Source organism: Bradyrhizobium manausense, from assembly GCF_001440035.1.
Classification (GTDB): Bacteria; Pseudomonadota; Alphaproteobacteria; order Rhizobiales; family Xanthobacteraceae; genus Bradyrhizobium; species Bradyrhizobium manausense.
The window spans coordinates 15,506-22,786 of sequence record NZ_LJYG01000076.1; the positions used below are offsets into that span (position 1 = coordinate 15,506).

8 protein-coding genes are annotated in these 7,281 nt (G+C 65.7%); 5 read left to right on the forward strand and 3 right to left on the reverse strand.

What is annotated here, in order from left to right; all coding sequences use genetic code 11:
• Positions 1 to 26 precede the first annotated feature (26 nt).
• Both recR and AOQ71_RS17420 read left to right on the forward strand, forming a co-directional pair.
• The gene (gene recR / locus AOQ71_RS17415; RefSeq protein WP_057748392.1) at positions 27 to 629 is read left to right on the forward strand and encodes a recombination mediator RecR; all 603 of its coding nucleotides are present in this window, start codon (positions 27 to 29) and stop codon (positions 627 to 629) included.
• Between the two features lie 24 nt (positions 630 to 653).
• On the forward strand, positions 654 to 1,091 hold the full coding sequence (locus tag AOQ71_RS17420) for a hypothetical protein (protein ID WP_057748393.1): 438 nt from the start codon (positions 654 to 656) through the stop codon (positions 1,089 to 1,091).
• A 128-nt stretch (positions 1,092 to 1,219) separates the two neighbouring features.
• On the opposite strand, the gene AOQ71_RS17425 is transcribed toward AOQ71_RS17420, so the two are convergent.
• Positions 1,220 to 2,584: an AmpG family muropeptide MFS transporter gene (locus AOQ71_RS17425; protein WP_057748394.1), complete on the reverse strand. Its 1,365-nt coding sequence runs from the start codon at positions 2,582 to 2,584 to the stop codon at positions 1,220 to 1,222.
• 119 nt (positions 2,585 to 2,703) lie between these two features.
• Positions 2,704 to 3,900 carry a DNA recombination protein RmuC gene (locus tag AOQ71_RS17430; RefSeq protein WP_057748396.1) on the reverse strand — a complete coding sequence of 399 codons (1,197 nt, stop codon included), beginning with the start codon at positions 3,898 to 3,900 and terminating at the stop codon, positions 2,704 to 2,706.
• Positions 3,901 to 4,069: 169 nt separating this feature from the next.
• Between AOQ71_RS17430 and def the strand changes: the two genes are divergently transcribed.
• The 3 genes from def to truA all read left to right on the forward strand — a co-directional run bounded on the left by def (position 4,070) and on the right by truA (position 6,380).
• Positions 4,070 to 4,597 carry a peptide deformylase gene (gene def, locus AOQ71_RS17435; RefSeq protein WP_057748398.1) on the forward strand — a complete coding sequence of 176 codons (528 nt, stop codon included), beginning with the start codon at positions 4,070 to 4,072 and terminating at the stop codon, positions 4,595 to 4,597.
• 122 nt (positions 4,598 to 4,719) lie between these two features.
• The gene (gene fmt, locus AOQ71_RS17440) at positions 4,720 to 5,643 is read left to right on the forward strand and encodes a methionyl-tRNA formyltransferase (protein ID WP_057748474.1); all 924 of its coding nucleotides are present in this window, start codon (positions 4,720 to 4,722) and stop codon (positions 5,641 to 5,643) included.
• Positions 5,643 to 6,380 (forward strand): tRNA pseudouridine(38-40) synthase TruA, encoded by a 738-nt coding sequence (gene truA / locus AOQ71_RS17445; RefSeq protein WP_057748401.1) that lies wholly within the window; start codon positions 5,643 to 5,645, stop codon positions 6,378 to 6,380. The genes fmt and truA overlap by 1 nt, the downstream gene beginning before the upstream one ends.
• A gap of 136 nt (positions 6,381 to 6,516) precedes the next feature.
• Here truA and dapE read toward each other — a convergent pair.
• Positions 6,517 to 7,281: succinyl-diaminopimelate desuccinylase (dapE, locus tag AOQ71_RS47985; RefSeq protein WP_245316939.1), on the reverse strand; the 765-nt coding region annotated here is incomplete at its 5' end.

Below are 7,281 nucleotides of genomic sequence, written 5' to 3' on the forward strand. Positions count from 1 at the left end.
GCCGCCGGGGCTGTTCGGCCAGTAAGATGGGCGCGGTTGCAGGTCCTGAAATCGAGCGGCTGGTCCAGCTTCTCGCGCGGCTGCCCGGTTTGGGCCCGCGCTCCGCGCGTCGCGCGGCGCTGCATCTGATCAAGAAGCGCGAAGCGCTGATGATGCCGCTGTCATCAGCCTTGCAGGTCGCGCTGGACAAGGTCCAGGTCTGCAAGACCTGCGGCAATATCGATACGCAAAATCCCTGCACGGTCTGCACCGATCCGAAGCGCGATGGCGCCATCATCGTCGTCGTCGCCGATGTCGCCGATCTCTGGGCGCTGGAGCGGGCCAATGCGACCCAGGGCCGCTATCACGTGCTGGGTGCGACCCTGTCGCCGCTCGACGGTGTCGGCCCGCAGGACCTCACCATCGACGCGCTGGTCGCGCGCGCGCACGCACCCGAGGTGCACGAGGTCATTCTGGCGCTGAATGCGACTGTCGACGGCCAGACCACGGCGCATTACATCACCGACCTGCTTCAGGACGCCAACGTCAAGGTCACCCGGCTGGCGCATGGTGTGCCCGTCGGCGGCGAGCTTGATTATCTCGATGAGGGCACGCTATCGGCCGCCATGCGGCAGCGCACCCTGTTCTAGCCACAGACCCGCGGAACGGACGACATGACGAAACTTTTCGCCACACGATCGGCTTTGGTCGCGACGATGCTGCTGCTGGTGACGCCGGCCATCGCCGCCGCGCAGCAGGAGAGCGAGGCGCCGCCGCCCTCGAAGCCCGGCAAGCCGATCAGCGCCGGCGAGGTGCTCTCGGGCGAGCTCAACGCCATGAAGATTCGCGACGTCAAGAACGCGGGCAAGCGTGTCGCGATGTACCAGATCACCTCCGAGCCGCGGCGCCTGCCGGCGCCGAACGGGCTGTGCGACCTCGAGACCGGGCCCGAAACCTTCCAGCTCGTCACCTCCAGCGACGCGCAGGCCTCGCAGCTGAAATCCTTCGTCGGCAAGGAGATCTCCGTGAAGGTGGATGAAGTCGCCTGCGCCAGCGATCCCGGCCAGATGAGCGAGGCCGTGGTGACGAAGTGGAGTTTGGTGAAGAAGTAGGGGCGAGCGAACGGCTCCCTCCACCGTCATTGCGAGCGAAGCGAAGCAATCCAGACTTTCTCCGCGGAAACAGTCTGGATTGCTTCGTCGCAAGAGCTCCTCGCAATGACGACGGAGAGAGGCGGGCTTTAAACCCTCACCGGCCCCAGCGTCTCGAAATGCCCGCGCTTCTGCAGCCAGGTGAGCAACACCAGGCTCGGAATCGCCACCAGCACGCAGATCACGAAGAACAGCGGCCAGCCGGTCGCGCTGGCGACGAAGCCTGCCCCGGACGACAGATACGTCCGCCCCACCGCCGCAAGCGCGGTGAGCAGGGCGTATTGCGTCGCGGTGTGCAGCGGGTTCTGGCACAGCGCCGAGAGATAGGCGACGAAGATCACCGTGCCGATGGCGCTGGTGAAATTCTCGGCGCAGATCGCGAGCGCCAGCGCCCATTGATTGGTGCCGACCAGCGCGAGCCAGGAGAAGGTGAGGTTGGCCAGCGCCTGCACCACGCCGCCGATCCACAGCGAGGTCGCCAGCGAGTAGCGCCGCGCGACGAAGCCGCCGGCAAAGCCGCCGATCAGCGTCGCAGCTAAGCCAACGCCCTTCACGATCGCTGCATAATCGTTGCGGGTGAAGCCGAGATCGATCACGAACGGCGCCGTCATGGTGCCGGAGAACGCGTCGGTGAACTTGAACAGTACCACGAAGGCGAGTGCTGCGAGCGCGTCCTTGCGCGACAGGAATTCCGAGAAGGCGCCGATCGCCGCGTGCAGCACCCGCGTGAATGCGGTCTCGGTTTGCGTCGCAGCTTCCGCCCGCACCGACTGCTCGGGCTCGGTCGCAACAAGCGCCGTGATCGTCCCGATCAGCACCATCGCCGCCATCACCACATAGCCCCACATCCAGGCCGCGCTGCGCGTGATGCCGGTGCTCTCGAAGCCGGAGACGATGAACAGCGCGCCCGCGGTCGAGACCAGCATGCCGATGCGATAGGCCGCGACATAGGCCGCCATGCCGGCCGCCTGCTCGCTCTCCGGCAGGCTCTCGACGCGGAAGGCGTCGACCACGATGTCCTGGGTCGACGACGTCGTCGCCACCAGCAGCGCACCGAGCGCGACGTAGAACGGTGACCGCGCCGGATCGGTCATCGCCAGCAGCAGGATCGAAACGATCAGCAGCAGCTGCGAGAACAGCAGCCAGCCGCGCCGCCGTCCGAAGGCGCGCGTGAACAGCGGCACGTGCAGCGCATCCACCAGCGGCGCCCACAGGAATTTCAGCGTGTAGGGCGTGCCGACCAATGCAAACAGTCCGATGGTCTTGAGATCGACGCCGGCCTCGCGCATCCAGACCAAGAGCGTCGAGCCCGACAGTGCCAGCGGCAGCCCCGACGAAAAGCCGAGGAACAGCACGATCAGCACCCGCGGTTGCAGGTACACAGCCAGGCTGTCCCGCCAGGAGGTCGCGGGGGCATTGGTGCCGGCGGAGGAGGTCGCGTCGGGTGCGGTCATGGGGGGGTGTTAGCAGATTCTGGGCGTGATGCCTCGACCACAAAAGCCGTCATGCCCGGGCTTGTCCCGGGCATGCGGTGTTGAAGGGCGTGGATGGNCCGGCCATGACGATCGAGCCGTCACTCCCCTGCCTGGAGTTTCCTCGGGAACAGCTCTGCCGCTCCCGATACCAGCCGTGGGCCCTCCGGCGCATCGGTCTTGCTGAAATCGAGCTCCTCGATTCGTCCCGCCCGCTTCTCGATCTTGTCGGCGGAGATCAGGATCTGGCGGACGTCTTCGTTGGCGTCGGCAAAGTGCTTCTGCAATTTCAGCACACGGTCGCGCAGGCGGCCGAGATCGTCGCCGAGCTTGATCACCTCGGTCTGGATCTGGTCGGCGGCATCGCGCATGCGCGCGTCCTTCATGATCTGCTGCATCACCTGGATCGCGAGCATCAAGAGCGAGGGCGACACCAGCACGACGCGGGCGCGATAGGCCTTCTGGATCACGTCGTCGAATCCGTCATGGATTTCGGCGTAGACCGATTCCGACGGCACGAACATCAGCGCCATCTCCTGGGTCTCGCCGGTGACGAGGTATTTTTCCGCGATGTCGCTGACATGCTTCATCACGTCGCCGCGCAGCCGCTGCGTGGCGAGGCGCTTCTCCTCGTCGGTGCGGGCATCGTGCAGCGCGGTCATCGCCTCCAGCGGAAATTTGGCATCGATGCAGAGCGGGCGCTGGTCGGGCAGGAACACGACGCAGTCGGGCCGCTTTCCGGTCGACAGCGTGAACTGGAATTCGTAGGACCCCTTCGGCAGACCGTCCTGGACGATCGCCTCCATCCGCGCCTGGCCGAAGGCGCCGCGCGACTGCTTGTTGGCGAGCACGTCGCGCAGGGTCGTGACCTGCGTGGTGAGGTCGGTGAGGTTCTTGTGGGCAGAGTCGATGATGCCGAGCCGCTCGTGTAGCGCGCGCAGGCTCTCCATGGTGTTGCGGGTCGAGTGTTCCATGGACTGGCCGACCCGATGGGTCACCGAATCCAGCCGCTCGTTGACCGCCCGCGCCATTTCGGCCTGGCGGCCGGCCAGCGCCTGGGTCATGGCGTCAACCCGGCCGGAGGCCTCGCTCTGCGCGTGCAGCACCTGGGCGAGCCGCTCTTCCAGCTCGTCGGCCCGGATCGCGCTCGCCATCGCGAGTTCCGCGCCCCGCCGCCCGGAGCGCGCGATCACGACGGCAATCACCGCCAGCAGGATGAGGACGAGGGCGCCGAAGCCGATCAGCGCATCGATGGTGCGCACCGGCCAGTCGCCCAGCATGAAAATGATCTCGTTCATGTCGCCCTTCTAGCCGATTCGCGAGCCAGAGCGAACGAAGAGAGAACGATGAGCCTAACGGCCTCCTCATTTTTATGGTTACCGAAAGGCGAAGTTTTATGGTTAGCGGAGGGTTGTCGCGTTCCCGGCCGCATTGACCGCTTCTCGTGCGCAGCTTAAATCGCCCGCCATGGCCCTCAGAGAAATCATCATCCTGCCCGACAAGCAGCTGCGTCTGGTCTCCAAGCCGATCGAGAAGGTCACGGCGGAGATCCGCAAGCTTGCCGACGACATGTTCGAGACCATGTACGACGCGCCCGGCATTGGCCTCGCTGCGATCCAGATCGCGCAGCCGCTGCGGTTGATCACCATGGACCTCGCCAAGCCCAACCCGGACGGCGAGACCAAGCCGGAGCCGCGCGTCTTCATCAATCCGGAGATCATCGCCTCGTCAGAGGAGTTGTCCACTTACGAGGAAGGCTGCCTGTCGATCCCCGAATATTACGAGGAGGTCGAACGCCCGGCCAAGGTGCGCGTGCGCTTCACCGATCTCGACGGCAAGCTGCACGAGGAGGACGCCGAAGGCCTCTACGCCACCTGCATCCAGCATGAGATCGATCATCTCAACGGCGTGCTGTTCGTCGACTATCTGTCGAAGCTCAAGCGCGACCGCGTCATCAAGAAGTTCGAGAAAGCCGCCAAGCGCGCGGGCGAGTAGGGCTTTCCGTCGTTCCGGGGCGATGCGCAGCATCGAACCCGGAACCTCGAGATTCCGGGTTCGGCTCTTCGAGCCGCCCCGGAATGACCGTCAATGGATTGCGTCGTTCGCAGGTTTTTGTCATGCCGCTCCGCCTGATCTTCATGGGCACGCCCGATTTCTCCGTGCCGACGCTGCTCGAGCTCGTCGCGCACGGCCACGAGATCGTGGCCGTCTACACCCGCGCGCCGAAGCCGGGCGGGCGGCGCGGGCTGCAGATGCAGCCGACGCCGATTGAAGAGGCCGCGCGAAAGCTCGGCGTCCCCGTGCTGACGCCGAAGACGTTGAAGACGCCGGAGGCGCTGGAAGAATTTCGCGCCTTCGACGCCGATGCCGCTGTCGTCGTCGCCTATGGCATGATCCTGCCGCAGGCGATCCTCGATACGCCCCGGCTCGGTTGCTACAACCTTCACGCTTCGCTGCTGCCGCGCTGGCGCGGCGCCGCGCCGATCAACCGCGCGATCATGGCCGGCGATGCCGAGAGCGGCGTCATGGTGATGAAGATGGATGCCGGCCTCGATACCGGCGACGTCGCCATGGCCGAGCGGCTTCCGATCACGGACAACATGACCGCGGCCGATCTGCATGATCGCCTCGCCCGTCTCGGCGCCGACCTGATGGTGCGCGCCATGGCGGCGCTTGACCGCGGCGGGTTGCAGCTGAAAACGCAGCGCGAGGACGGCGTCACTTATGCCGCCAAGATCGACAAGGCCGAGGCGCGGATCGACTGGAGCAAGCCCGCGCATGCGGTGCTGCGCCATATTCATGGCCTGTCGCCGTTTCCCGGCGCCTGGGCCGGGCTCGAGAATGCGCGCGTGAAAATCCTCCGCTGTGAGCTTGCCAAAGGTTCCGGCGCGCCGGGTGCCGTGCTGGACGATCAACTCACCGTCGCCTGCGGCGAGGGCGCCATCCGCATCCTCGAGCTGCAGCGCGAGGGCAAGGGCCGGATGCAGGCGGCAGACTTCTTGCGCGGCACGCCAGTGAAGCCGCCGATGCGGCTCACCTAATGCCGCGCTACAAGCTCACCATCGAATATGACGGCGCGCCGTTCTTCGGCTGGCAGATCCAGGACACGCTGCCGTCGGTGCAGGGCGCGCTGGAAGCGGCCGTGAAGGCCATGACCGGCGCCGATCTGCGCGTGCACGGGGCCGGCCGCACCGATGCCGGCGTGCATGCGCGCGGCCAGGTCGCGCATGTCGATGTCGAGAAGCAGTTTCCGCCCGGCCGGTTTCGCGACGGGTTGAATGCGCATTTGCGCCCGCATCCGATCGCAGTGCTCGAAGCCGAGATCGTGCCCGATACTTTCGAGGCCCGCTTCTCGGCGGTCAGGCGCCACTATCGCTACCGCGTCATCAACACCCGCGCCAATCTCGCGCTCGACGTCGGCCATGCCTGGCGCGTGCCGCGCCGGCTCGACGCTGACGCGATGCATGCGGCCGCCCAGCGCCTGCTCGGCAAGCACGATTTCACGACGTTCCGCGACACCGAGTGCCAGGCGAAATCGCCGGAGAAGACGCTCGATCAGCTCGACGTCCTTCGCGATGGCCGCGAGATCACCATCGTCACCTCGGCACGCTCGTTCCTGCACAGTCAGGTGCGCTCGATGGTGGGCTCGCTGGTCTGGGTCGGCGAGGGACGCTGGACCGCCGACGATCTCTCCGCAGCGCTTGCCGCCCGCAACCGCGCCGCCTGCGGCATCGTCGCGCCGCCGGAGGGGCTGTATCTGATGAAGGTGGACTATTAGAAGGTGATGCCGCCTCAGGCGTCATGGCCGGGCTTGTCCCGGCCATCCACGATCTTTCTTGCTCGATGGACGAAGAGCGTGGATGCCCGGGAAGGACCGGGCATGACGGCGGAGCGATTAGGGAAAGGCCGTCATTCTACCCAAAATATCTTGCCAGAATCCCGCGATAGACCTTCGTCAGCTTCTCCAAATCCACCACCGGCACGCGCTCGTTGACCTGGTGCATGGTCTGGCCGACCAGGCCGAACTCGATCACCGGGCAATAGCTCGAGATGAAACGCGCATCCGAGGTGCCGCCTGAGGTCGACAGCTCCGGCTTCTGTCCCGTCACCTCTTCGATTGCGGACACCGCGAGGTCAGTGAACGGGCCGGGCTTGGTCACGAACACGTTGGAGTTCGACGGCTCCCAGACGATGCGGGCCTTGATGCGGTTGCCGCAGGCCTTGGCGAGACGGGTCTCGACCAGCTCGCGCAAGGATGCCTGGGTGTGGTTGTCGTTGTAGCGGATGTTGAACCTGGCCCGGGCCTCGCCGGGAATGACGTTGAAGGCCTTGTTGCCGACGTCGACCGAGACGAATTCGAGATTGGAGGCCTGGAATTGCGCGCTGCCATGATCGAGCGGCTCGTCCGAGATCGCCACGATCAGGCGCGAGATGTCCGGCACCGGATTGGAGGCGCGATGCGGATAGGCGACGTGGCCCTGCACGCCGTCGACGACGAGCGTGCCCGACTGCGAGCCGCGGCGGCCGACCTTGATGGTGTCGCCGAGCCTCTCGACATTGGAGGGCTCGCCCAGCACGCAATGATCGAACTTCTCGCCGCGCTCGGCGGCCCATTTCAGCAGCTTGATGGTGCCGTTGATCGAGACGTCTTCCTCGTCGCCGGTGATCAGGAACGAGAT

Coding starts and splice junctions, on each gene's coding strand:
- AOQ71_RS17425 (WP_057748394.1), bottom strand. CDS start 2,584: ATGACCGCACCCGACGCGACCTCCTCCGCCGGCACCAATGCCCCCGCG.
- def (WP_057748398.1), top strand. CDS start 4,070: ATGGCCCTCAGAGAAATCATCATCCTGCCCGACAAGCAGCTGCGTCTG.
- AOQ71_RS17420 (WP_057748393.1), top strand. CDS start 654: ATGACGAAACTTTTCGCCACACGATCGGCTTTGGTCGCGACGATGCTG.
- AOQ71_RS17430 (WP_057748396.1), bottom strand. CDS start 3,900: ATGAACGAGATCATTTTCATGCTGGGCGACTGGCCGGTGCGCACCATC.
- truA (WP_057748401.1), top strand. CDS start 5,643: ATGCCGCGCTACAAGCTCACCATCGAATATGACGGCGCGCCGTTCTTC.
- recR (WP_057748392.1), top strand. CDS start 27: ATGGGCGCGGTTGCAGGTCCTGAAATCGAGCGGCTGGTCCAGCTTCTC.
- fmt (WP_057748474.1), top strand. CDS start 4,720: ATGCCGCTCCGCCTGATCTTCATGGGCACGCCCGATTTCTCCGTGCCG.